General features: G+C 69.8%; 21 protein-coding genes and 1 riboswitch. Of the genes, 16 read left to right on the top strand and 5 right to left on the bottom strand.

All coding sequences use genetic code 11. The features are described from left to right. Positions 1 to 4: 4 nt before the first annotated feature. Positions 5 to 1,198 carry a cation:proton antiporter gene (locus E8P82_RS02890; protein WP_136452996.1) on the top strand — a complete coding sequence of 398 codons (1,194 nt, stop codon included), beginning with the start codon at positions 5 to 7 and terminating at the stop codon, positions 1,196 to 1,198. A gap of 20 nt (positions 1,199 to 1,218) precedes the next feature. On the opposite strand, the gene hutH is transcribed toward E8P82_RS02890, so the two are convergent. Then, entirely contained in the window at positions 1,219 to 2,835 is a 1,617-nt protein-coding gene (hutH, locus tag E8P82_RS02885) for a histidine ammonia-lyase (protein ID WP_136452995.1), read from the bottom strand. 62 nt (positions 2,836 to 2,897) lie between these two features. On the opposite strand from hutH, the gene E8P82_RS02880 reads away from it, so the two are divergent. Genes E8P82_RS02880 through E8P82_RS02855 form a run of 6 tightly spaced genes read left to right on the top strand, consistent with a single transcriptional unit; the run spans position 2,898 to position 10,018 of the window. Then, a complete protein-coding gene (locus E8P82_RS02880) occupies positions 2,898 to 3,686 on the top strand; it encodes an IclR family transcriptional regulator (RefSeq protein ID WP_136452994.1) in 789 nt (262 codons plus the stop codon). After that, positions 3,683 to 5,380 carry a urocanate hydratase gene (gene hutU, locus E8P82_RS02875; protein WP_136452993.1) on the top strand — a complete coding sequence of 566 codons (1,698 nt, stop codon included), beginning with the start codon at positions 3,683 to 3,685 and terminating at the stop codon, positions 5,378 to 5,380. The genes E8P82_RS02880 and hutU overlap by 4 nt, the downstream gene beginning before the upstream one ends. A gap of 60 nt (positions 5,381 to 5,440) precedes the next feature. Continuing rightward, positions 5,441 to 6,664 carry an allantoate amidohydrolase gene (locus tag E8P82_RS02870; RefSeq protein ID WP_136452992.1) on the top strand — a complete coding sequence of 408 codons (1,224 nt, stop codon included), beginning with the start codon at positions 5,441 to 5,443 and terminating at the stop codon, positions 6,662 to 6,664. Then, the gene (locus E8P82_RS02865) at positions 6,661 to 8,061 is read left to right on the top strand and encodes a formimidoylglutamate deiminase (RefSeq protein ID WP_246020910.1); all 1,401 of its coding nucleotides are present in this window, start codon (positions 6,661 to 6,663) and stop codon (positions 8,059 to 8,061) included. Before E8P82_RS02870 ends, E8P82_RS02865 begins: the two co-directional genes overlap by 4 nt. Further along, positions 8,061 to 9,251, top strand: a complete 1,191-nt coding sequence (gene hutI, locus E8P82_RS02860) for an imidazolonepropionase (RefSeq protein WP_136452991.1) — start codon at positions 8,061 to 8,063, stop codon at positions 9,249 to 9,251. The genes E8P82_RS02865 and hutI overlap by 1 nt, the downstream gene beginning before the upstream one ends. Before the next feature lie 14 nt (positions 9,252 to 9,265). Then, entirely contained in the window at positions 9,266 to 10,018 is a 753-nt protein-coding gene (locus E8P82_RS02855; RefSeq protein WP_425455984.1) for a CPBP family intramembrane glutamic endopeptidase, read from the top strand. A gap of 27 nt (positions 10,019 to 10,045) precedes the next feature. Here E8P82_RS02855 and E8P82_RS02850 read toward each other — a convergent pair whose 3' ends face one another. Then, the gene (locus E8P82_RS02850) at positions 10,046 to 10,687 is read right to left on the bottom strand and encodes a VOC family protein (protein WP_136452989.1); all 642 of its coding nucleotides are present in this window, start codon (positions 10,685 to 10,687) and stop codon (positions 10,046 to 10,048) included. 138 nt (positions 10,688 to 10,825) lie between these two features. After that, positions 10,826 to 10,941: riboswitch (SAM riboswitch) on the top strand. 83 nt (positions 10,942 to 11,024) lie between these two features. On the opposite strand from E8P82_RS02850, the gene E8P82_RS02845 reads away from it, so the two are divergent. The 3 genes from E8P82_RS02845 to E8P82_RS02835 all read left to right on the top strand — a co-directional run bounded on the left by E8P82_RS02845 (position 11,025) and on the right by E8P82_RS02835 (position 13,891). Then, positions 11,025 to 12,341 (top strand): bifunctional o-acetylhomoserine/o-acetylserine sulfhydrylase, encoded by a 1,317-nt coding sequence (locus tag E8P82_RS02845; RefSeq protein WP_136452988.1) that lies wholly within the window; start codon positions 11,025 to 11,027, stop codon positions 12,339 to 12,341. 29 nt (positions 12,342 to 12,370) lie between these two features. After that, on the top strand, positions 12,371 to 13,507 hold the full coding sequence (gene metX, locus E8P82_RS02840; RefSeq protein WP_136452987.1) for a homoserine O-acetyltransferase MetX: 1,137 nt from the start codon (positions 12,371 to 12,373) through the stop codon (positions 13,505 to 13,507). A gap of 141 nt (positions 13,508 to 13,648) precedes the next feature. Continuing rightward, on the top strand, positions 13,649 to 13,891 hold the full coding sequence (locus tag E8P82_RS02835; RefSeq protein ID WP_136452986.1) for a hypothetical protein: 243 nt from the start codon (positions 13,649 to 13,651) through the stop codon (positions 13,889 to 13,891). 101 nt (positions 13,892 to 13,992) lie between these two features. Here E8P82_RS02835 and E8P82_RS02830 read toward each other — a convergent pair whose 3' ends face one another. After that, the gene (locus E8P82_RS02830) at positions 13,993 to 14,874 is read right to left on the bottom strand and encodes an SGNH/GDSL hydrolase family protein (RefSeq protein WP_136452985.1); all 882 of its coding nucleotides are present in this window, start codon (positions 14,872 to 14,874) and stop codon (positions 13,993 to 13,995) included. A gap of 66 nt (positions 14,875 to 14,940) precedes the next feature. Between E8P82_RS02830 and E8P82_RS02825 the strand changes: the two genes are divergently transcribed. After that, positions 14,941 to 15,618, top strand: a complete 678-nt coding sequence (locus tag E8P82_RS02825) for an alpha/beta hydrolase (RefSeq protein ID WP_136452984.1) — start codon at positions 14,941 to 14,943, stop codon at positions 15,616 to 15,618. A 54-nt stretch (positions 15,619 to 15,672) separates the two neighbouring features. On the opposite strand, the gene E8P82_RS02820 is transcribed toward E8P82_RS02825, so the two are convergent. Further along, a complete protein-coding gene (locus E8P82_RS02820) occupies positions 15,673 to 15,915 on the bottom strand; it encodes an RNA-binding S4 domain-containing protein (protein ID WP_425455978.1) in 243 nt (80 codons plus the stop codon). A gap of 31 nt (positions 15,916 to 15,946) precedes the next feature. Here E8P82_RS02820 and E8P82_RS02815 point away from each other — a divergent pair, with 31 nt between their 5' ends. The 3 genes from E8P82_RS02815 to E8P82_RS02805 all read left to right on the top strand — a co-directional run bounded on the left by E8P82_RS02815 (position 15,947) and on the right by E8P82_RS02805 (position 19,420). Beyond that, positions 15,947 to 16,924, top strand: coding sequence for a DMT family transporter (locus E8P82_RS02815; RefSeq protein ID WP_136452983.1), 978 nt, complete (start codon positions 15,947 to 15,949; stop codon positions 16,922 to 16,924). 196 nt (positions 16,925 to 17,120) lie between these two features. Then, the gene (locus E8P82_RS02810) at positions 17,121 to 18,509 is read left to right on the top strand and encodes a glycine--tRNA ligase (RefSeq protein WP_136452982.1); all 1,389 of its coding nucleotides are present in this window, start codon (positions 17,121 to 17,123) and stop codon (positions 18,507 to 18,509) included. Beyond that, positions 18,509 to 19,420 (top strand): GNAT family N-acetyltransferase, encoded by a 912-nt coding sequence (locus E8P82_RS02805; protein ID WP_136452981.1) that lies wholly within the window; start codon positions 18,509 to 18,511, stop codon positions 19,418 to 19,420. The genes E8P82_RS02810 and E8P82_RS02805 overlap by 1 nt, the downstream gene beginning before the upstream one ends. A 34-nt stretch (positions 19,421 to 19,454) precedes the next feature. Here E8P82_RS02805 and E8P82_RS02800 read toward each other — a convergent pair whose 3' ends face one another. Further along, positions 19,455 to 20,267 carry a lysophospholipid acyltransferase family protein gene (locus E8P82_RS02800; protein ID WP_136452980.1) on the bottom strand — a complete coding sequence of 271 codons (813 nt, stop codon included), beginning with the start codon at positions 20,265 to 20,267 and terminating at the stop codon, positions 19,455 to 19,457. Positions 20,268 to 20,479: 212 nt separating this feature from the next. Between E8P82_RS02800 and dusB the strand changes: the two genes are divergently transcribed. Together dusB and E8P82_RS02790 are read left to right on the top strand one after the other, a co-directional pair. Continuing rightward, positions 20,480 to 21,646 carry a tRNA dihydrouridine synthase DusB gene (dusB, locus tag E8P82_RS02795; RefSeq protein WP_136453211.1) on the top strand — a complete coding sequence of 389 codons (1,167 nt, stop codon included), beginning with the start codon at positions 20,480 to 20,482 and terminating at the stop codon, positions 21,644 to 21,646. Positions 21,647 to 21,701: 55 nt separating this feature from the next. Further along, positions 21,702 to 22,982, top strand: coding sequence for a deoxyguanosinetriphosphate triphosphohydrolase (locus E8P82_RS02790; RefSeq protein WP_136452979.1), 1,281 nt, complete (start codon positions 21,702 to 21,704; stop codon positions 22,980 to 22,982). Positions 22,983 to 23,046 lie beyond the last annotated feature (64 nt).

Below are 23,046 nucleotides of genomic sequence, written 5' to 3'. Positions count from 1 at the left end.
ACGCGTGGAAACATCTGCTCTGACGCTGATCGAACTCGGCGCTATTCTGCTGTCCCTCGGAATCCTCGGTCGGCTCGCGGGCCGCATAGGACTCTCGCCCATTCCGCTCTACCTCATCGGCGGCCTGTTCTTCGGTCGCGGCGGGATCATCGAACTCGAGGGAGTCCTCACCTTCAGCGAGGTGGCCAGCGAGATCGGCGTCGTCCTGCTGCTGCTCATGCTGGGCCTCGAGTACACGGCGAAGGAACTCGTCACCGGACTCCGACAGTCCTGGCTGGCAGGCGTCGTCGATCTGGTCCTGAACTTCACCCCGGGGGTCCTGGTGGCCGTCATCCTCGGGTGGGGTCCCGTCGGTGCGCTGGTCATGGGCGGCGTCACCTACATCTCCTCGTCCGGCATCGCGGCGAAGGTGATCGGTGATCTGGGCCGACTCGGTAACCGGGAGACCCCGACCATCCTGGCCATCCTGGTCTTCGAGGACCTGGCCATGGCGATCTATCTGCCGGTCCTGACTGCGGTCCTTGCCGGGTTGAGTTTCGCCGGAGGGCTCAGCACGGTGGGCATCTCCCTGCTCGTGGTCACCCTCGTGCTCGTGATCGCCCTGCGGTGGGGCAATGCCGTCTCGGCGGTGGTGGACAGCACGGATCGGGAGGTCTTCCTGCTGACGCTCATCGGGGCAGCCCTCCTCGTGGCCGGGATCGCCTCGGCTCTCCAGGTCTCTGCCGCCGTGGGCGCCTTCCTGCTCGGCATCGCCATCTCGGGAGTGACGGCGGAGAACGCCGCCCGTGTCCTGGAACCACTGCGGGATCTCTTCGCGGCGATCTTCTTCGTGGTCTTCGGGCTGAACACGGATCCGGCGACTATCCCGCCCGTTCTCGGCTTCGCGCTCCTGCTGGCCGTGGTCACCTCCCTCACGAAGATCGCCACCGGCTGGTGGGCCGGGGCACGGCAGGGGATCGGACGCATGGGGCGCGCACGCGCCGGAACGGCACTGGTGGCTCGCGGTGAGTTCTCCATCGTCATCGCGGGTCTCGCGGTCGCCTCCGGCGCCGTGGTCCCGGAACTCGCAGCGCTGGCGACAACCTACGTGCTGCTCATGGCCGTGCTCGGACCGGTTCTCGCGCGTTTCGCCGAACCGGGCATGGAACTCATCGACCGCGTGGTGAAACGGACCCCGAAGGCGGTTCCGGCGACCTGAGGTCCGCTTGCCTCAGCTCCCTATGCCTCCCGTGCCCCCACGCCGTCGAACGCCGCGGTCAGCAGTGAACCGTCCTCGACCAGCAGGCGTGCCGCCTCGATCTCGGGCGCCAGGTAGCGGTCGGGTCCCGGACCTGCGACGTCGCGGCGCAGTGCTTCCCGGACGGCGGTGATGGGGACCGAGCTTCGCATTCCGCCGTCCGTACCGCCGTCGCGCATGTCCAGCGCGCGGGCGGCGGTCAGGACCTCGATGGCGAGTACGCGTGTCAGGCCGTCGATGGACCGGCGCAGCTTCAGACCTGCGGCCCAGCCCATGGAGACATGGTCCTCCTGCATCGCGGAGGACGGGATGGAGTCGACCGAGGCAGGGTTGGCGAGCCGCTTGAGTTCCGAGACGATCCCCGCCTGCGTGTACTGGGCGATCATGTGCCCGGAGTCCACCCCCGGGTCGTCGGCGAGGAACGCGTTGAGTCCATGGCTGCGGGCCTTGTCGAGGAAGCGGTCGGTACGGCGCTCACTCATCGAGGCCACGTCCGCCACCGCGATGGCGAGGAAGTCCAGGACGTAACCGACCGGGGCGCCGTGGAAATTGCCGTTGGACTCGATGCGCCCGTCCTCGGTGACCACGGGATTGTCGATCGCGGAGGAGAGTTCGACGGCGGCGACCGACTCGGCGTGGGCGAGGGTTGCGCGGGCGGCGCCGTGGACCTGGGGTGCGCAGCGCAGGGAGTAGGCGTCCTGGACGCGCGTGAAGCGGTGCCGGCCCGTCTCGGAGGTGAGCTGCTCGGCGATCAGCGGTGAGCCCTCGAGCAGCGAGCGGATGGTCGCGGCGGAGGCCACCTGGCCGGGATGCGGGCGCAGGGCGTGGAGATCGGCGGCGAAGACGGCGTCGGTGCCCAGCAGGCCCTCGATGCTCATGGCCGCTGCCAGATCCGCGGTGTCGAGCAGCCGGTGCAGATCAGCCATGGCGAGGACCAGCATCCCCAGCATGCCGTCGGTCCCGTTGATCAGCGCCAGACCCTCCTTCTCGCGGAGCTCGACGGGCGTGATACCTGCTGCGGCGAGAGCATCGGCGGCCGGCAGCAGGGCTCCGGAGCGATCCCGCACGCTGCCCTCGCCCATCAGTGCCAGAGCAACGTGGGAGAGCGGGGCGAGGTCACCGGAGCACCCGAGCGAGCCGTACTCGCCGACCACGGGAGTGATGCCCGCGTTCAGCACTGCGGCATAGGTCTCGGCGACGAGCGGGCGCACTCCTGTCCTACCGGTTGCCAGGGTCGACAGCCGTCCCAGCATCAGTCCGCGCACCACCTCGCGGTCGACCGGCGCTCCGGAGGAGGCCGCATGGCTGCGGATGAGGCTGCGCTGGAGCTGGGTGCGCTGGTCGAGCGGTATGTTCTTCGTCGCCAGGGCGCCGAATCCGGTGGAGACACCGTAGTGCGGGGTGCCGTCGTCCACGAGGGCGTCGATCACGGCGCGCGTCGCGGCCATGGCCTCCAGGGCCTCCGGCGCCAGCTCCACCGTGGCACCGCCGCGGGTGACGGCGACGACGTCGGGCAGGGAGAGGGGACCGATCCCCACGATCACGGACTGCTGACTCACTTTGGACCTCTCATCAGGGACGAATCCCACTCTTGCCATTGGCTGAAAAGCGGGTTTCAATAAGTGAAATATACGCTGCTGCCAAAAGCAAGGACGCGCCCGTGGCCGAATCATCGACCCGCACGGTGGAACGTGCACTCGTACTGCTCGGCGTCGTGTGCGATGCCGGCTCGCTCCCGCTCGCGGATGCCGCCCGGGAGTCCGGACTCTCCGCGTCCACGGCACTGCGGCTCCTGCGCACCCTCGAGGGTACCGGCTTCGTGCGACGCGACGCCGACGGCGGGTACCGGCCCGGGCTCCGTGTGGTGCAGCTCGGGGCGCAGGCGCTCGGTCATGAATCCCTCGTGTCCCTGGTGTCGCCGGTCCTGGACCGGCTGGTGGAGCTGACGGGTGAATCGGCCTACCTGAGCGTTCCGTCCCACGACGGCGCGGCAGTCTATCTGGCCATGCGCGAGGGGACGCACTCCGTCCGCCATACCAGCTGGGTCGGTCGGAGCATCCCCCTGGAAGGGACGGCAGTGGGCGCGCTCCTCGGCGGCGAGCGCCCGGAGAAAGGTTTCGTCGCCGTCCGCGACGGGCTGCAGCAGGACGTCACAGCCATCGCAGCGCCCATCACCGTCGGTCACGGCGAGAAAGCGCGCGTGGTCGCGGTCATCTCCGTCATCGCACCCTCCTACAGGATGACGCCGGATAGCGTTGCGGGGATCGGACGCCACGTCGCGGCGGAGGCATCGGCGGTGCTGGTCGGCCCGTCCGGCAGCCCGGAGGAGCCGGACAGCACACGGCAATCAGACAGCACAGGGCAACAGGACAACCCGGAGCAGCCACGGACGCCAGAGCAGGTACGGCTCGCGGACACCAGCACCGCCGTCGAGGAGGACATCGCATGAGCCAGTCATTCACCCAGCACGATCCCGCGCGCAGCATCCGTGCGGCGCGCGGTCCGGAGCTCACCGCCAGGTCCTGGCAGACCGAGGCTCCGCTGCGCATGCTGATGAACAACCTCGACCCCGAGGTCGCCGAGCGGCCGGAGGACCTCGTGGTCTACGGGGGTACCGGCCGGGCCGCCCGCTCGTGGGAGGCGTTCGACGCGATCGTCCGCACGCTGGAGACGCTCGGGGACGACGAGACGCTGCTGATCCAGTCCGGCAAACCCGTGGGCGTCTTCACCACCAACAAATGGGCCCCACGCGTGCTGATCGCCAACTCCAATCTCGTGGGCGACTGGGCCACCTGGCCCGAGTTCCGGCGTCTGGAGGCGGAGGGCCTCATGATGTACGGGCAGATGACCGCCGGGTCCTGGATCTACATCGGCACGCAGGGCATCCTGCAGGGAACCTTCGAGACCTTCGCCGCGATCGCCCGCAGACTCTACGCGGACGACGGCGGCACACTGGCCGGGACACTGACGCTCACGGGAGGGTGCGGCGGCATGGGAGGCGCCCAGCCGCTGGCCGTGACGCTCAACGGCGGAGCGTGCCTGATCATCGACGTCTCCGAGGAACGGCTGCGGCGCCGGGCCGGCAAGCGCTATCTCGACGAGGTGGAGACGGATCTCGACACGGCCCTGGCGAAGGTGCTGGCAGCGAAGGCCGAGAGGCGGGCGCTGTCCGTGGGGTGCGTCGGCAATGCCGCCGAGGTCTTCCCAGCGCTGCTGCGCCGCCACCGGGCAGGGGAGTTCACCATCGACATCGTCACCGACCAGACCAGCGCCCACGATCCACTGAGCTATCTGCCCGTCGAATACACCCCTGACCAGTGGGACGACGAGGCGGAGGCGGATCCCACCGGCTTCACCAAGAAGGCGCAGGAGTCCATGGCGGTCCAGGTCGAGGCGATGGTGGGGTTCCAGGACGCCGGCGCCGAGGTCTTCGACTACGGCAACTCCATCCGCGACGAGGCCCGCAAGGGCGGCTTCAATCGCGCGTTCGAGTTCCCGGGGTTCGTCCCGGCCTACATCCGACCCCTGTTCTGCGCAGGTCTGGGACCGTTCCGCTGGGTCGCCCTCTCCGGTGACCCGGAGGACATCCGCGTCACCGACGCGGCGCTGAAGGACCTCTTCCCCGAGAACGTGCATCTGCACCGCTGGCTCGACGCCGCCGCCGAGCACGTCGAGTTCGAGGGTCTTCCCGCCCGGATCTGCTGGCTGGGCTACGGCGACCGCGCGAAGGCAGGACTCCTGTTCAACCGACTCGTGGCCGAGGGCCGGGTGTCGGCACCCCTGGTGATCGGCCGGGATCACCTCGACTCCGGGTCCGTTGCCTCCCCCTACCGGGAGACCGAGTCGATGCTCGACGGCTCGGACGCGATCGCCGACTGGCCGCTGCTCAACGCCCTGACCGCGGCGTCCTCCGGCGCCACCTGGGTCTCGATCCACCACGGGGGTGGTGTCGGGATCGGCCGGTCCCTCCACGCCGGTCAGGTATGCGTCGCCGACGGCACAGAGCTCGCCGCCGCGAAACTCGAGGCGGTGCTCACCAACGATCCGGGAATGGGCGTGATCCGCCACGTCGACGCCGGGTACCCCGAGGCCGCCCGGATCGCCGCGGAGCGCGGCATCCGGATCCCCATGGACGAGGGCTGAGCCGTGCTCCGGGTCCGTCCCCCGTCCCCATTGCCCATTTCCTGATCGGAGCGTCACCGGATGCCAACCACCACCGTCAGCTCGCTGCTCGACGGCATCGACGACGTCGGACGCGACACGAGTCGCGGCGGCTACTCGCGCGGCGTCCACACCGAGCCCGAGACGACCCTGCGCGAGTGGTTCCGGGCCGAGGCCGCTCGCCGGGGCCTGGCCGTGGAGACGGACCGGAACGGGATCCTGTGGGCCTGGTGGGACGCCACCGACTCCCGCGAGGGTGCCCTCGTCACCGGCAGCCACCTCGATTCGGTCCCCGGCGGCGGCGCCTTCGACGGTCCGCTCGGGGTGGCCTCGGCGCTGGTCGCCGTCGAGCTGCTGCGCGAGCGCGGCGTCCAGCCCCGCCGCAGCCTGGCCGTCGCCGTGTTCCCGGAGGAGGAGGGCTCCCGCTTCGGTGTGGCGTGCCTGGGCTCCCGCCTGCTCACCGGGACCCTCGACGCCGACCGCGCGCGTTCCCTGCAGGACGCCGACGGCACGACCTTCGCCGAGGCCGCCCGGGCCGCGGGCCTCGACCCCGCACACCTGGGCCGGGACGAGGAGGCGACCCGGCGGATCGGCGACTTCGTGGAACTCCACGTGGAGCAGGGGCGCGGGCTGGCCGATCTCGACTCCGCCGTGGCCGTCGGCTCCACCATGCTGGGTCACGGCCGCTGGCGCCTGTCCATCACGGGCCAGGGCAATCACGCCGGCACCACCCTCATGGCAGACCGCGCGGATCCCATGATCGCCGCGGCGCAGGTGGTCCTCGCCGTGCGGAGGATCGCCGCGGAGCAGGACGGCGCGCGCGCCACCGTGGGCCGGTTGCAGCCCGTGCCCGGCGGCACGAACGTGATCGCCTCCCGCGTGGATCTCTGGCTCGACGTCCGCCACGAGGAGGACGCCGTCACGGCGTCGCTCATCGAGCGGATCCACGGTCAGGCCCAGAAGATCTGCGCCTTCGAGGGGTGCCGCGCCACGCTGACCGAGGAGTCCCGCAGCGGCACCGTGCACTTCGACGGCGCCCTGCAGCGCACGCTCGGCAACGCCCTGAATCGTTCCTTCCCCGCCGCTCCGACGCTGCCGACCGGAGCGGGGCACGACGCGGGGATCCTCGCCGCCGTGGCGCCGACGGCCATGCTCTTCGTCCGCAACCCCACCGGCATCAGCCACTCGCCCGAGGAGTTCGTGGAACGGGACGACGCCGACGCCGGTGCGCTCGCGCTCGCCGACGTCCTCGAGGATCTGCTGTGAGCACTCAGTCCCGTGTGGTGCGCTCCCTCTGGTGCGAGCGGGCCATGGTGGATACCGGCGGTATCGCCGACGCCGTCCGGATCGGGATCGACGCCGGCGGGTCCGTGGTCAGCGCGGTGCCGGGCACAGAGCCTCAGGACGGCGACGAGGTCCTCCCCGGTGTGGCCGTCCCGGCAGCCGCGAACGCCCACTCCCATGCCTTCCACCGGGCGCTGCGCGGGCGCACCCACGATCGCGGAGGGACCTTCTGGACCTGGCGGGAGACCATGTACCGGGCGGCAGGGGCGCTGACCCCGGAGCTCTACGAGGAACTCGCCACCGCCGTCTACGCCGAGATGGTCACGGTGGGCTTCACGAGTGTCGCAGAGTTCCACTACGTCCACCACCGTCCCGACGGCAGCCCCTACGGACAGGGCACGGACGGGGCCGATCCCCACGCCATGGAGCTGGCACTGGCTCGCGCGGCGGTACAAGCCGGCATCCGGCTGACCCTGCTGGACACCTGCTACCTCGCCGGAGGCTTCGGCACGCCGCTCGACGACGTCCAGCGCCGCTTCTCGGACGGCACTGCGGTCCACTGGCTCGAGCGGCTCGCGTCCCTGCGGACCACCATCGGCGCGCTGTACGCACCGCAGCAGGTCTCGGTCGGAGCCGCGATCCACTCCGTGCGCGCCGTCCCCGCCGGCGAGCTCGCGGTCATCGCGCGGCACCTGCCGGATGAGCTGCCCCTGCACGTCCACCTCTCCGAGCAGCACGCCGAGAACGAGGAATGCCTGCGCGCCACGGGCCGCACGCCCACCGGGCTGCTCCAGCACCACGGCCTCGTCACGGATCGCCTCTCGGCGGTGCATGCCACGCACGTCACCGACGAGGACATCGGCCTGCTCGCGCACGCAGGTGCCGTCGTCGTCCTGTGCCCGACCACCGAGGCGGATCTCGCCGACGGTCTCGGTCCGGCCGGGGACTTCCGCTCGGCGGGCGTGGACCTCGCGCTCGGGACCGACCAGCACGCCGTCGTCGACCCCTGGCTGGAGATGCGGGCACTCGAGCACGGTGAGCGCCTGCGAACCGGCAGCCGCGGGCACTTCGACCCGCACGCACTGCACGGCATCGCCTCGCTGGGCGGCTCGCGTGCCCAGAATCGCGCGGGTCCGGGTTTCGGCGCAGGACAGGTCGCGGACTACATGGTCGTCGACGCCCGCAGCACCCGCACCGCCGGCTCCGCTGCCGACCAGCTCGCGTACTCGGCCACCGGACAGGACGTGACCGGCGTCGTCGTCGGGGGAGTGGTCATGGCCCGGGACGGAGTGCACGCCACCCTCGGTGACCCCGGAGAGCTCGTGGCAGCCGCCATCGCCCGGCTCGACGCCGAAACCTACCCGAGGGAGCACCACTGATGTCACTGCTCATCACCAATATCGGCGAGCTCATGACCCAGGACGCCGACGCCACCGTGCTCCGCGACGCCGCCATGGTCCTCGAGGGCGAACGCATCAGCTGGATCGGCGCGGCCGCCGAGGCACCCGCCGCGGACGAGGCTCACGACGCCGAGGGACGCGCGGGTCTTCCCGGCTGGGTGGACAGCCACACCCACCTCGTCTTCGCCGGGGACAGGACGGCGGAGTTCGAGGCGCGCATGGCGGGACAGTCCTATGCCGCAGGCGGTATCCAGGTCACGGTCGAGGCCACGCGCGCCGCCGGCGACGACGACCTCGACGCGCTGGTGCGAGCCCGCCTCGTCGAGGCCGTCGCCGGCGGCACCACCTACCTGGAGACCAAGACGGGCTACGGGCTCGACGTCGAGCACGAGGCGCGCAGTGCCCGCATCGCTGCCGGCGTCGTCGACGAGGTCACGTTCCTCGGCGCGCACCTCGTCCCGGCGGGCCGGGATGCCGAGGAGTACGTCGACCTCGTGTGCGGACCCATGCTCGACGCCGTCCTTCCGCACGTCCGCTGGGCCGATGTCTTCTGCGAGACGGGGGCGTTCACGCCGGAGCAGTCGCGTCGGGTGCTCGAGGCCTGTGCCGCGGCCGGCCTGGGCCTGCGCGTCCACGGCAATCAGCTCGGACCGGGCGCCGGGACACGCCTTGCCGTCGAGGTCGGCGCCGCGAGCGTGGATCACGTCAATCACCTCTCGGACGAGGACGTCGACGCCATCGCCGGCTCCTGGTCGGGCGGGCATCACGGGACCGTCGCCACGTGCCTGCCGGCCTGCGACCTGTCCACGCGTCAGCCGTTCCCGCCGGCGCGCCGGCTGCTCGAGGCCGGGGCCGAGCTCGCCCTGGCCAGCAACTGCAACCCGGGCACGTCCTACACCAGTTCCATGGGCTTCTGCGTGGCCACCGCGGTGCTGCAGATGGGGCTGACCGTGCACGAGGCGGTGCGTGCCGCGACCGTCGGTGGGGCATTGGCACTGCGGCGGGCCACAGGCGAGGACGTCGACGGTGCTCGCGCCGTCGGGTCCCTGGCCGTAGGCCATCGGGCGGATCTGCAGTTGCTGGACGCACCCTCGGCGACCCATCTGGCCTATCGGCCGGGGATGCCATTGGTGCGTGAGGTCTTCAGGGCCGGTACGCGCGTCCGATGACCTCGATGCCCTCGATGCCCTCGATGCCGAAGCGCCTCGTCACCGCCGAAGTGCTGATCGTCCTCGGGCTCTCACTGGGTCAATCCGGCGTCTATTCGGTCGTGAGGCTCATCGAGAAACTCTCGAGGGGTCCGCTGTCGGGCCAGACCACCACACTGAACCCCGTCCTGAACGAGTCCCCGTACCTCGACCTGACCTACCAGCTGCTGGGGATCGGCTTCGCACTGGTGCCGGTGGCCCTCGTCCTCCTCCTGCTCAGCGGGCAGTCCACCTCGGCCCTGCGCCGGCTCGGCCTGACCTTCGACGGACCGCTGCGGACCATCGGCTTCGGCGTGGGGCTCGCGGCGATCATCGGGGTCGGCACACTGGGTGTCTACGCCGGTGGCCGGGCCCTGGGGATCACGACGGCGCTGGTCCCCGCGGCGCTGGACGACTACTGGTGGACCATCCCGGTACTCGTGCTGTCCGCAGTGCGGCACGCGGTGCTCGAGGAGGTCATCGTGGTGGGCTACCTGTTCATCAGACTGCGGCAGCTCGGGTGGTCGACACCGCTGATCATCCTCACGAGTTCGGTGCTCAGAGGCAGCTATCACCTCTACCAGGGGATCGGCCCGTTCATCGGCAACGTCCTGATGGGGGTGTTGTTCGCCTACTTCTACACCCGGACACGGCGCGTCATGCCCCTGGTCATCGCCCACGCGCTGATCGACATCACGGGATTCGTCGGCTTCGCCCTGATCGGACCGGCGATCGGCATCGGAGCCTGAGCCGCCGGTCCGGGTAGGGGCCGCGCTTCAGATCTCGACGCGCTGTCCCCCGGTCTCGAAGACCACCGACATGATGCCCGGCGTCCCGTTCGGCGCGACCCATTGGACCACCACGTCGTCGAGCGTCTCCTCGACCTGCGTGCCGAGCCACTCGGTCACCCGCTCCGAGGAGCCGGCGATGGTGAGGCAGTCGAGCCTGACGGACGAGGGACGGGCCTTCGAGGGGTGCAGGTCGCCGGTGTCCTCGTCCCAGCGGAGCAGGTAGGGGACCTGCGGATCGGCGATGAGTCCCTTGATGCCGATCTGCTGCCAGGTGAGCTCCTGACCGTCGGGGAACTTCCGATTACCGGGAACGGCAGCGCGGCCGAGGCGCTCCTCGAAGGGGCCCAGGTCGTCGACGGCCACGCACCAGCCCATCCAGCCACCACCTGCCTCGGACCGGGCACGGACGGCCTGGCCGAAGGGCGCCTTGTCCGACGCCGGGTGGTTCAGGACCTCCACGACCTCCAGGTACTGGCCGTTCACCAGAGGGAAGATCATGTTCCGGGTGCCGAATCGGGGATGCACACCGCCCTTGACGGGTTCCACGCCGAGCTTGGTCGAGATCCGCGCCGCCGTGGCGGCAAGTCCGTCGGGTTCACAGGCAAAAGAAACGTGATCCAGTCTCATGCGGACATCTTGGCACTAAGTGATCCACGTCTCGACTTAGGTTCGCCTAACGGTTCAGTGGCCGAGGAGGAGGTCCACGGAACTTCACGAAGCGTCACAGTGTTGCCGGATTGCCGCGGCTGGGCTTCCATGGACCCAGGTCATGAGTGCCAGCACACAGCCCCGGCTTGCTGGCCGGCAACCCTCCAACCGCGGTGGGGTGCCCCGGGTGAGGACCAGGTCCGCCGTCCACCGGCGTCGGGCAAGCGCGGGCTCCTCCGGGGTCCGATCTCCTGGAGCTGTGGTCACCGGCCCCGGTGTCGGACGAGGCGGAGCCCTTGAACACAGGGAGTTCCCCATGAGCCACGACTGGTCCTTCGAGACCCGACAGATCCACGCCGGGCAGGAACCGGATGCCGCCACGGGAGCGCGAGCGCTGCCCATCTACCAGACGACGTCGTTCGTCTTCCCGAGTGCCGAGAGCGCGGCCGACCGTTTCGCGCTCGCCGACCTCGGCCCCATCTACACCCGCATCGGCAATCCCACCCAGGAGGCCGTGGAGACCAGGATCGCCAGCCTCGAGGGTGGGGCCGGTGCACTGCTGCTCGCCTCCGGACAGGCCGCCGAACTGCTCTCGGTCCTGAACATCGCCGAGTCGGGTGACCACATCGTGGCCAGTCCGTCGCTGTACGGCGGCACCTACAACCTCTTCAGGCACACACTGAGGAAGTTCGGCATCGAGACCACGTTCGTGGCGGATCCCGACGACCTCGAGCAGTGGCGCGCGGCGGTCCGGCCGGACACCAAGCTGTTCTTCGGGGAGAGCGTGTCGAACCCGAGACAGGATGTGCTGGACATCGAGGGCATCAGTGCTGTGGCCCATGAGCACGGTGTGCCGCTGATCGTGGACAACACGCTGGCCACGCCGTACCTGATCCGGCCCATCGAGTGGGGTGCCGACATCGTGGTGCACTCGGCGACCAAGTACCTCGGCGGCCACGGCACGGCGATCGCCGGCGTCATCGTGGACTCCGGCAGGTTCGACTTCGCGCAGTACCCCGAGCGTTTTCCCGGCCTGAACACACCGGACGAGAGCTACAACGGGCTCGTCTACGCGCGGGATCTCGGTGCGGGAAGCGCGCTCGGCGCCAATCTCGCCTACATCCTCAAGGCCCGGGTCCAGTTGCTCCGCGATCTGGGTGCCTCGGTCTCGCCGTTCAACGCGTTCCTGATCGCGCAGGGGCTGGAGACGCTCAGCCTGCGCATGGAACGCCATGTGCAGAACGCCGCTGCCGTGGCCGAATGGCTCGAGGCACACGACGACGTCGAGCAGGTCTCCTACGCCGGTCTCGCCTCCAGCCCGTGGTACGAGCGCGGCAGGAGATACGGGCGCAACGGGATCGGCGCGATCGTCAGCTTCGACATCAGCGGGGGTCTCGAGGCCGGAACGCGGTTCGTCGATGCCCTGGAACTGCACTCGCACGTCGCGAATCTGGGGGACGTCCGCTCGCTCGTCATCCACCCGGCGTCCACCACGCACAGTCAGCTCGACGCCGAGGCGCGCATCGCGGCGGGTGTGCGTCCGGGGCTCGTCCGGCTCTCCGTGGGACTGGAGAACATCGCGGACATCCTCGCCGATCTCGACGCCGGCTTCCGGGCTGCCAAGGGCGCCTAGCCGGTGCGTGCCATGACCAGTTGCGTGCCATGACCACCTACCCTCCTGCTCCACTGCAGCACGGGGTCGGCGGGGCGCTCCCGGGTGACGGGCAGCTGCGGATCGCACCGATCGGACCACTGGACCTGGAGACCGGCGGCCGGCTACCCCGTGCACAGCTCGCCTTCGAGACCTGGGGGGAGCTGAACCATGACGCCTCGAACGCCGTCCTGGTGCTGCACGCCCTGACCGGCAGCTCCCATGTGGCACGCGGTGCCACGGACGAGCACGGCTGGTGGGATGCACTCGTCGGTCCCGGCCGGACGGTGGACACCGACAGGTATTTCGTGGTCTCGAGCAACATGCTGGGTGGGTGCTACGGCTCCACGGGGCCCGCGAGCACGGCTCCCGACGGACGTCCGTGGGGCTCGCGCTTCCCCTTCGTGACCATCCGCGACTCGGTCCGTGCCGAGGCGCTCCTCGCCGATGCGCTGGGCATCAGCACCTGGCACTCGGTCCTCGGCGGCTCGATGGGAGGAGCACGCGCGCTCGAGTGGGCGTGTACGTTCCCGCGCCGCGTCCGCCGGTGCGCCGTCATCGCCTGTACCGCCGCCAGTACGGCCGAACAGATAGCGTTCGCCCAGGCACAGGTCCAGGCGATCCGGCTCGATCCGGCCTTCCACGGCGGGGACTACTACGGGGGCCCGCATCCGGAGGCGGGTCTCGGTCTCGCCCGGCGCATAGCGCACATCACCTACAGGTCCGAGAGGGAGCTCGAGGCCCGGTTCGGCCGCGCGGCCCAGGGGTCGGAGCAACCCCTGGGCGCCGTCCTGCCCGCTGACCGCGGCCGCTACCAGGCGGAGAGCTACCTCGATCACCAGGCCGCCGAGCTCGTGAGCCGCTTCGATGCCAACAGCTACCTGATCCTCACCGAAGCGCTCATGAGTCATGACATCGCCCGCGGTCGGGGCACTCCGGTGGAGGCACTGGCGACGACGACGGCGGACTTCTTCGTCGCCGCCGTGGACACCGACCGGCTCTACGGCCCGGAGCAGTCCCGGCAGCTGGCTGCTGACCTGCCGGGAACCGTCCCGGTCCGCCTGATCTCCTCACCGGCGGGGCATGACGCGTTCCTGACCGAGATCGGCCAGCTCGATCACGCACTCCGGGCTGCGTTCTACGCGTAGGACGCGACCGTCCGAAAATCTGGGTGGGTAGGCCGGCCATCCGCATCTACTCTGGAACCAAGCCTGCTCACCGATGTGTGGCGGGCGGGTCCGTGGCACACGTCCGCGGACCTATCGATCCGAGATCACGAGGAGCTGTCCATGGAACTGAGCACCATCGGCTGGAATCAGGAAGCACGCGACAAGATCCTGCTCGACGCCGACCGCGCGCTGCAGGAAGCGGTCCGGGAAGCCGTCGAGACCATGGACGGGAAGTCCCGTGACGAGGTCTACGAGTTCCTCTTCGAGAAGCTGAAGCCGCAGTTCGTGGACTTCAAGCCCGGACCCGACATCAGCGACTGCGCCGACGCCGTCGCCAACGGGGACGTCGAGCTCGAGAGCTGAACGCTTCAGGCGGAGCCTTTCGAGACCGCAGAACGGACCGGTCGGCACCCAGCTGCCCGGTCCGTTCTGCGGTCTCGGCGCCGCACTGTGGGCCGGGTCGGTCAGGACGCGGTTCCCGGTGGCATGCCGGGGCCGAAGATCGGTGCCGGCTCCGGGCGCTTGGCGATGACGCCGTCGCCCGAGGACTGGTTCCGCAGGCGCCGCAGTACCCACGGCACGAAGTACTCGCGTGCCCAGACGAGGTCCTCGACGCGGGCCGTCCGCCACGACCGCGGGGACGGCTCCGTGGGCTCGAGCGGATCGAGGGTGTGCGGCACGGCGAGGGTATCGAGGACCATGAGGGCGATCGTGTGATGACCCAACGGAGAGAAGTGCAAGCGGTCCGGCGCCCACATCTGCGGATGGACCAGTTGCCGCACCGCCCACATGTCCCCGATCAGCGCCTCGTGGCGGGCAGCGACGGTGCGCAGGTTCTCGTTGTAGATGGCGGTCTTGGAGCGGATGGAACCGAGCACGGTCTCGCGGACGTCCGGTCCGGTCAGGATCACCACCGTGGCACCGGAGTCCGCAAGTCGCGCGACGACGCCGTCGAGCTTCGTCGCCAGCAGATCAGGATCGCCGCCCGGCCGCAGGAGATCGTTGCCGCCCGCCGAGATGGTGACCAGATCGGGCTGGAGGGCGAGTGCCGGTTCGACCTGCTGATCGGCGATCTGCTGCAGCAACCGGCCCCGCACGGCGAGATTCGCGTAGGCGAAGTCCTCCTGCCCGCGTGCCAGCTCCTCCGCGACCCGGTCCGCCCACCCTCGATGACCGCCCGTACTTCCGGGATCGGGATCGCCGATGCCCTCGGTGAAGGAGTCCCCGAGGGCCACGAACCGGTGCCAGGGATGCGCCCCGGCGGATTGCTCCGGCTCGGTCAGGGGGGCCCGGGAGAGGGGCTCGCCGTCGTCCTGGTCGGGTGCCGGGGTGGCTGAGGAGGTCATCCGCCCATTCTCCAGCTGCTGCGCCTTCCCGGCTACCCCGGGGGATGTCCGTGCCAAAATGGGGCCATGACTGATACTGCCCACGCGGCCGCGTCCTCGTCCGGTTCCTGGGACCCCGTGGTCCTCTTCTCGAAGCCGGAGTCGGAGCGGGGCGGCACGCCGCTATTGGTCCTCTTCCACGGCTACCTGGCGAACGAGGAGGACCTGATGGGCCTGGCCGATCACCTGCCGGAGGACTTCACGGTGGCCTCGGTGCGCGCTCCGCAGCCGGTGGGGCCGGGCTTCTCCTGGTTCCCCCTGCCGAGCGAGCCTGCGTATTCGGTGGAGGCGGTGGTGCAGAGCGTCGGGGCCGTCGCTTCCTGGCTCGACGGCGTGCGCGGCCTCCACTCGAGCGTGAGTCTGCTCGGTTTCTCTCAGGGGATGGCAGTGGCGACCTCGCTCCTGCGCCATCGACCGGGCGACTTCGCGTGCGTCGTCGGGCTCTCGGGGTACTGCGTCCCGGCCGAGGGACACGGGTTCTTCCAGGACGAGCAGGTGTCGATCGCGAAGACACCGTTCTTCTGGGGGCGAGACCAGGAGGACCCGGTCATCTCGGCGGAGATGATCGAGTTCACGCATGCCTGGCTGACCACGCACACCCGCCTGACGAAGATCCTCTACCCGGACATGTTCCACAGCATCTCCCAGCGTGAACTCGCCCACGTGCGGGAGTTCCTGGCCCTGACGGTCCTGGGCCGGCGCTGAGCATCCTCGGCGCCGGGCCGTGGACAGTGGTGCTGCCGGCGGACGAACGAGGGATCATCCGCGCACGATCCGCAGCGTCGCGCCGTTGACGCGGATGGTGTCGCCAGGGTGGAGCTGGCGGCCGCGACGCTCCTCGATCTCGCCGTTGACCTGCACCAGACCGTTGTCGATCAGGGCCTTCGCCTCGGCGCCGTCCTCCGCGAGGGAGGCGAGTTTCAGGAGCTGACCCAGCCGGATCATGTCGTCCCGGATGGGCAGTTCGGTGCTGGATGCGTCGTCGTCCGTCATGCTGTCCATGATGCCCGAGCCGGCGCCCTAGGCTGTACGGGTGTCCGACGCGCCCCTGCTCCCTCCCGTCCTCGGAGTCCCACTCGCGCTCGCTGCGGGACTCGCCATCCCGGTCCAGGGCAGGATCAACGGAGCACTGGGCCTCAGGCTCGACGACAGCATCGCCGCGGCATTGATCAGCTTCGGCACCGGCCTCCTGCTCATGATCGTCGTCACTGTCGCCCTGCCGCGGGGCCGGGCCGGAGCACGGCAGATCATCCCCGCCGTCCGGGAGCGGCGTTTCCCGCCCTATTTCATTGCGGCCGGTGCCATCGGTGCGTTCTTCGTCTTCTCCCAGTCCCTCACCATCGGGCTGCTCGGGGTGGCACTGTTCACGGTCGCCACCGTCATGGGGCAGTCCCTCAGCGGCATCCTGGTGGACCGGGCGGGCATCGGGCCCGGGGGGAAGCGCGCCGCCACCCCGATGCGGGTCATCGGGGTGACCCTGACGGTCGTGTCCGTCATCTGGGCCCTCTCACCACGCTTCGGCGCAACCGGCGAAGTCTCCGGCTGGCTGCTCCCCGTGCTGCTCCCGGTCGCCGCGGGAATCCTGCTGAGTTTCCAGCAGGCCATGAACGGCACGGCGGCGCTGCACTACGGCACACCGCTGGCCGCCACCCTCATGAACTTCATCGCCGGTACCGCGGTGCTGCTGCCCGCCTGGCTGATCAGGATCGCCGTCGTCGGTGTGGGCGATCCGCTGCCCACCCAGTGGTGGTACTACCTGGGAGGCCCGATGGGCTGCATCTTCATCGGTCTCGGGGCGCTGCTCGTGCGCAGTCTCGGAGTGCTGCTCACGGCTCTGTGCATGATCGGCGGGCAGCTGATCGGCTCGCTCGTCCTGGACCTGGTGTTCCCTGCACCGGGCTCCGTCGTGGCGTTCGCCACGGTTGCGGGGACCCTGCTGACCCTGGGTGCGGTCATCCTCACGACGCTGCCCTGGCCTCGCCGCTCCCTGATGCTGCCGGGTCGCGGCTGAGCCGGCGGATCCCGGGGCAGGGCCTGCACACGAGCGTGAGCGGTGCGCGGTGCGGCGCCGGGCCGCGACTGCCGAGCGGCTAGGCTTGATCGGTGTCCTCGCGCCCTTTCCAGCCGAGGAGGTTCCCGCAGAACCCCACCCGACGACGACCGGCGGACCGCATCCAGCGGCCTGCCCAGAACTGGAGACCAATCCCATGGCAGCAGCCAAGTCCGCTCTCGATCCCATCATCTCCCTCGCCAAGCGGCGTGGTTTCGTGTTCCAGTCGGGGGAGATCTACGGCGGATCCCGCTCCGCCTGGGACTACGGGCCCCTCGGTGCCGAACTCAAGGAGAACATCAAGCGGCAGTGGTGGCAGAGCGTCGTGCGCGGACGGGAGGATGTCGTCGGCCTGGATTCCGCCGTGATCCTGCCCCGCCAGGTCTGGGAGGCCTCCGGTCACGTGGACGTCTTCAGCGACCCGCTCGTGGAGTGCCTGAACTGTCACAAGCGCTACCGCGCCGACCACCTCGAGGAGGAGTACGAGGAGAAGAAGGGTCGGGCGCCCGAGAACGGACTGCTCGACATCACCTGCTCCAACTGTGGTACCAAGGGGCGCTGGACCGAACCGCAGGAGTTCTCCGGGCTGCTCAAGACCTTCCTCGGTCCCGTGGCGTCGGAGGAGGGCATGCACTATCTGCGACCCGAGACCGCGCAGGGCATCTTCGTCAACTTCAACAACGTGCTGACCACGGCGCGCAAGAAGCCGCCGTTCGGGATCGGCCAGATCGGCAAGAGCTTCCGCAACGAGATCACGCCGGGGAACTTCATCTTCCGCACGCGCGAGTTCGAGCAGATGGAGATGGAGTTCTTCGTCGAGCCCGGCACCGACGAACAATGGCACAGGTACTGGATCGACGAGCGCTTCTCCTGGTACACCGACCTCGGCATCGACCCGGACAATCTGCGTCTCTTCGAACATCCCGTGGAGAAGCTGAGCCACTACTCGAAGGGCACCACGGACATCGAGTACCGCTTCGGCTTCCAGGGCTCGGAGTGGGGTGAGCTCGAGGGCGTCGCGAACCGCACCGATTTCGATCTCTCCACCCACTCGACGCACTCGGGAACCGACCTCGGGTACTTCGACCAGGCCACCGACGAGCGATACACGCCCTACGTCATCGAACCCGCTGCCGGTCTCACCCGCTCCTTCATGGCGTTCCTCGTGGACGCCTACACCGAGGACGAGGCCCCGAATTCCAAAGGCGGCGTGGACAAGCGCACCGTCCTGAAGCTCGACCCGCGCCTCGCGCCGGTCAAGGCCGCCGTGCTGCCGCTGAGCCGCAACGAGGATCTCTCGCCCAGGGCCAAGCAGCTGGCGGCGCAGCTGCGCAGGGGATGGAACATCGACTTCGACGACGCCGGTGCCATCGGGCGGCGCTACCGGCGCCAGGACGAGATCGGGACACCGTTCTGCATCACCGTGGACTTCGACACGCTCGAGGACCAGGCCGTGACCATCCGCGAACGCGACACCATGGCGCAGGAGCGCGTGGCACTCGATAAGGTGCAGGGCTACCTCGCTGCCCGACTGGTCGGCGCCTGATGGCCGTGGAGTACCGGCCCTGGCAGGACGGTGACGAACTCGACCTCATCCAGCTCTGGGGTGGTCCGGAGTCGGCCACGGCGGAGCAGTTCCGCGGCTCGTTCCAGCCCTCCTCGAACTCGCCGTGGAACCGCTGCATCACCGCCGTCGACCAGGGCGTGCCCGTCGCCGCGGGCTGCGTGTACGGCGCGGCGCTGCATCCCGACCGGCTCTGGTGCTACATCGAGGTCGCGGCGGACCACCGGCGTACCGGGATCGGCTCGACGCTGTTCACGATGCTCCAGCACGAGGCCGCTGCCTCACCCTCGCAGGTCACGGCACTGCGCTCGAAAGTGACGCCGGGGTCGAGCGGTGCGCTCTTCGCGTCGGCACTGGGACTGACGGTGCTGCAGCGCTCACGGCTCGTCGACGTCCTGCCCGGCGCACTGACCCCCTCGGCGTTCGAGGATGCCGCCGGTCCGCAACTCGAGGAAGCCGCCACCGGGTCGGTGGAGCTGACCCGCGCGCTGGCCTCGTTCTACGAGTCGGTGCACGCCTGGGATCGCGCCGACATCAGCCTGGGCCGGGCCCAGCAGCTCTTCCTCTCGGACACGAGCGGCGCCGGGGGAGCGGTGGTCCTGCGCGAGAGGCCGAAGTCCGACGGCGGGACGATCGCTGCGTTCGCCGTCAGCTACACGCAGACCCGCACGGACGAGCCGGCCGACGTCCTGCTCGGCTACGACACGACACTCCCGGAGCAGGAACAGCAGGCCGCGGTGGCGACGCTGGTCGCCATGCTCGCCCACCAGTACCCTGTCCGGCTCGAGGTGGACGACTCCATGGCGGCACTCGTCGCCGTCGTCGAGCCCCTGCTCGCCTCCGGTACGGCCCGTGAGGCAGCAGAACAGACGCTCGTCGTCGCCACCGCCTGAGACGACCGCCTGAGACGGCCCGGAGCGCCGGGGTTCATCCGCGGTCGTGCCGGCCTGCCTTTTTGTCCGCGATGTCCGCGGCAGTACGTTCGTCGTCGGTCATCGCACCACCACCCAGGTGCGCCGGCATCCACCAGGCACCCGCTTCCGGATCGGGGTAGTCGGCCATGCCGCGCTCGATCCCGTCCTGCAGTTCGCGGCGCAGCCTCGCTGTCTCCTCGGCGACGTCGAGCCCCGGTGCAGGGTGGATCAGCTCGCCGACGTGGACGCGCACCGGTGTTCGCCAGGCCCGCCGCAGGGAGAAGCCGTGCCCGCGGCTCAGGATCCGGTGGGCGCCCCAGACCGAGACGGGGACGACCGGCACCCCTGCCTCCGCCGCGAGGCGGACCGCTCCGGTCTTCAGGGCGCGGACGGTGTAGCTCCTGGACACTCCCGCCTCGGGAAGGACCGCCACGTACTCCCCGGCACGCAGTTTGGCGAGCGCGCCCTCGTACGCTTCCGCGCCGTCCATCCGGTTCGTGACCACGTGCCCCAGACCGAAGACGAAGGGGCTGACGAACCAGTGCTCGGCTGCGCGCTTGGAGATCAGGAAACGTGCCTGGATGCGCGCATGGTTCCAGAGCACCAGTTCGGCGAAGGCGAAGTCTAGATAGCCGAAGTGGGTGATGGCGACGACGGCGCCGTGGCCGGGCACCGCGCGTCGCGAGCGCCCGTTCAGCGGGCCCGCGGCAGGCAGGTTCCCGGTGCCGGTGACCCTGATGGGAAGGCGCAGTGCGCCGAAGACCAGCTTCCCCGCATACACCACGCTTCGGTACATGCGGTCGTTCTGTCGTGGCTTCCAGCCCATGTCCAGCTCCCTCGTCCGGCCGTCGGTGAGCGCGTCGGGTGATCTGCCCCTGCGTTCTCCGGTGTCCGTATCCTTTGTACCCTCCTCCGGGGACGGCCGTCGCGTCCGGAGGATTTGCGGATCCTTGCGACAATGGAGGGGTGAGCGCAGTATCGATCCTCCCAGCCGTGTCCGACGACGTCCCCACCGACCCGGGTGCGGGACCTGCTGCCGTGGCGGGTACACCGCTGAAACTGGAGTTGCCGCCCCTGACGCTCGGGAACATCACCGTGGACACCCCGGTGATCCTCGCGCCCATGGCGGGTATCACCAACAGGGCGTTCCGCCGGCTGTGCCGCGAGTACGGGGGCGGGCTGTACGTCTCGGAGATGGTCACCTCGCGGGCGCTCGTGGAGCGCAACCCCGAGTCGATGCGCATCATCTCGCACGACGACGACGAACGCGTCCGCTCGGTGCAGCTCTACGGCGTCGACCCGAAGACCGTCGGCGCAGCCGTCCGCCTGCTGGTGGAGGAGGATCGCGCCGATCACATCGATCTGAACTTCGGCTGCCCGGTCCCCAAGGTCACCCGGAAGGGCGGGGGAGCAGCCCTGCCCTGGAAGCTCGATCTCTTCACGGGCATCGTCCGGACCGCCGTGCACGAGGCGTCGAAAGGCAATGTCCCGCTGACCATCAAGATGCGCAAGGGCATCGACGAGGACCACCTCACCTTTTGTGAGGCCGGGAGGATCGCGCGTGACAGCGGGGTCGCCGCCGTCGCCCTCCACGGCCGGACGGCCTCGCAGTTCTACTCCGGGCAGGCCGACTGGAACGCGATCGCCGAACTGCGCGAGGCCCTGCCCGACATCCCCGTCCTCGGCAACGGCGATATCTGGAGCGCCGAGGACGCCGTGCGCATGGTGCGCCGGACCGGCGTCGACGGCGTGGTCATCGGCCGTGGCTGCCAGGGCCGGCCCTGGCTGTTCGGCGATCTCATGAACGCCTTCGAGGGCAGTGCGGAGCGCTTCCGGCCGGGTCTCGGGCAGGTCGCCGACACCGTCTACCGGCACGCCGAGCTCCTCGTCGAGACCTTCGGCAGCGAGCTGATGGGCCTGCGCGACATCCGCAAGCACATGGCCTGGTACTTCAAGGGCTACGTTGTGGGCGGGGACCTGCGCGCCCGCCTCGCCACGGTACCCACGCTCGAGGTGTTGCGCGGACTCCTGGCGGAACTCGACCGGGATTCGCCCTACCCCGGGCAGGACGCCGAGGGGCCCAGGGGCCGCGCCGGTTCCCCGAAGCGGACCGCCCTGCCCGAGCACTGGCTGGACGCCCGCGTTCTCGACAGTTCCCAGCAGGCCGACATCGCCGCGGCCGAGGTGGACGTCTCCGGGGGATGAGCGGCCTGCAGAGTCCCCGCCCCGGAAAGTCACCCCGCTCCACCGGAAAGGCACCATGAGCTTCCCTGAACCATCCGCGAACGACTACGGCGCGGCGGACACGGAGCGCTGGGTGCAGGAGCCACCGAAAAGCCTGCACCGCACCGATTTCGAGCGGGATCGCGCCCGGGTCCTCCACTCCTCGGCGCTGCGCCGCCTGGGCGCCAAGACGCAGGTCGTCGCGCCCGACACCGACGACTTCGTCCGCACGAGGCTCACGCACTCGCTGGAGGTCGCGCAGGTAGGTCGCGAACTGGGCAGGACCCTCGGGTGCGACCCCGACATCGTCGACACCGCCTGCCTGGCGCACGATCTCGGTCACCCGCCCTTCGGTCACAACGGCGAGTCGGCACTGAACGACCTCGCCCACGGTATCGGTGGCTTCGAGGGCAACGCGCAGACCCTCCGCCTGCTCACCCGGCTCGAATCCAAGGTGATGCAGGCCGACGGCGGGCCGGCCGGGCTGAACCTGACGCGCGCCAGCCTCGACGCTTCCTGCAAGTACCCGTGGACGGCGGCGTCCGCGCCCGTCATCAACGGGCAGCGCACCACGAAGTTCGGCGCGTACGACGACGACCTGCCGGTCTTCGACTGGCTCCGCGCGGGCGCGCCGGAGGCCCGCTCGTGCCTGGAGGCGCAGGTCATGGATCTCGCGGACGACATCTCCTACTCGGTGCACGACGTCGAGGACGCGATCGTCGCAGGGCATCTGCAGCTGCGGTGGATGGACAGCGCGGACGCCCGCGCCCGCGTGGTCGGCTACACGCAGCAGTGGTACCTGCCCGGCAGCGACCCGGCCGCCGTCGACGCCGCGCTGGCCCGGCTCGAGGCCACACCGGTCTGGGTGCGGGAGGCGGACGGCACACGGCGGTCGATGGCGGCGCTGAAGAACATGACGAGCCAGCTGATCGGCCGGTTCTGCCTCGACGCGATGCAGGCGACCCGCTCCGTCTACGGACCCGATGCGCTCACCCGGTACAACGCGCAGATGGTGGTGCCCGAGGAGACGATCATGGAGATCGCCGTGATGAAGGGCCTGGCCACCACCTACGTGATGACCACGGAGCACCGCCAGCCGCTCTACGAGCGCCAGCGGGAGATCCTCTCCTCCCTCGTCTCGCAGCTCCACGCGGCAGGGGACCGTCACCTCGAGCCGATGTTCGCCGCCGACTGGCGCGACGCACCGGACGACGCCGCGCGCCTGCGGGTCGTGGTCGATCAGGTCGCCTCGCTCACGGACGGCTCCGCGCTGGGGCTCCACGAGCGGATCGTCGGACCAGTCCCGACCCTCTGGTGAAGCCCCGGTTCGGAGCCTGCCCGCAGGCCCCGACCGGCTGTGGGGTTGCGCACATGCGCGACGC

It is taken from the genome of Arthrobacter echini, from assembly GCF_004803505.1.
In the GTDB taxonomy this organism is placed as follows: Bacteria; Actinomycetota; Actinomycetes; order Actinomycetales; family Micrococcaceae; genus Arthrobacter_D; species Arthrobacter_D echini.
Note: the sequence above shows the minus strand (reverse complement) of the source record. Positions and strands in the feature narration are given on the sequence as shown.